This window comes from Emticicia sp., from assembly GCF_049241225.1.
Taxonomy (GTDB): Bacteria; Bacteroidota; Bacteroidia; order Cytophagales; family Spirosomataceae; genus Emticicia.
This window is the reverse complement of record NZ_JBMLRC010000404.1, coordinates 1-1102: the sequence shown is the minus strand read 5'-3', so window position 1 is coordinate 1102 and position 1102 is coordinate 1. Positions and strand designations below refer to the sequence as shown.

The 1102-nt window shown below is 33.8% G+C and carries 1 protein-coding gene; it reads right to left on the bottom strand.

Annotated features, from left to right (window positions below; genetic code table 11):
* Positions 1-87: 87 nt before the first annotated feature.
* Complete coding sequence (locus ACOVO2_RS21105; RefSeq protein ID WP_421771887.1) at positions 88-996, bottom strand: alpha/beta fold hydrolase; 909 nt, start codon at positions 994-996, stop codon at positions 88-90.
* Between the last annotated feature and the right edge of the window lie 106 nt (positions 997-1102).

Sequence of the window (1102 nt, the reverse complement as noted above, 5' to 3'; positions counted from 1 at the left end):
GAAAAACCCGACGGCACAAGCGAGCCGACTTATTTGTATTATTTTGCTAAGAAGTGATTTTATTAAAAAACTTACTGAGTTCCAATTTTATTGTTCCAGTCTTTTGAACAGAAACTTATAAAATTCTTTAGGTTGCTCAAACATCGGAAAATGGCCACATTGCTGAATCCAATCAACTTCTACATTGGGCATCAATAGTTGTAAACGATAAGTATTAAACGCAAGCGGGTCTTGTTGGCCTGTGATTATGAAAACCTTTTTCTTATACTTTTTTAAAGCTTCAGCTAAATCAAGGTTTTTCACTAAATCGTTGGACATTAACTCATTCATCTTTACATTTCTTCTGCCTGTTCTAATTTTTTCATACAGATAATCATAATTTCTTTTGTCGTAAATATATGAAGTATAGATTATTCTAAACTGCTCAGCAGTCTCAGTATCATTCAGGTCTTGGGTCTCTTGTTTATTTGCTAAAAACTCAAGTCTTTCTAAATCATTGACACCCAGCATCACTTTCCGATTATATTGAAAAACATTATTAAATTCCTCATCAGATTTAATTCTACCAGGGCCTGTCAATATTAGTTTTTTTATCTTTTGAGGATATTTTGTTGCAAAACTCATTGCCAAAGTAGCTCCCCATGAATGTCCATAAAATATTGCTCTTTTCAGTCCTAAGTGCTTTAATAGTAAGTTTAAATCTTCGATTGCACACTTTAGATTGATAGTGGTGGAATCAAACGTTGTTGGAATCGAAAGCCCAGTACCACGCTGTTCAAATAAGATACTTTTATACTTTTTGCTCAATTCAATAGCCACTTCTTCCTCTTGCTGGCAGCGATTCCCGGGTCCTCCCGAAAGAATAATTACGGGTTCTCCTTTTCCATAGGTATGGAAATATAAAAAGCCGTGTTCATATTTTATTGAGTCTAAAGTTTGGGCTTTGGCGACGCTACAAAAAGCTAAAAATAAAGTGAGCAGCAAAGTTTCCTTCATAAAAATTAGGTTGTTGTGTATCTCAAATCTATAAAAAAGGTCAACAAGCACATTCGCTCATTGACCTTTTTATTTTCTAAGTAAAATCTTATTTAAAAGCCTTCAT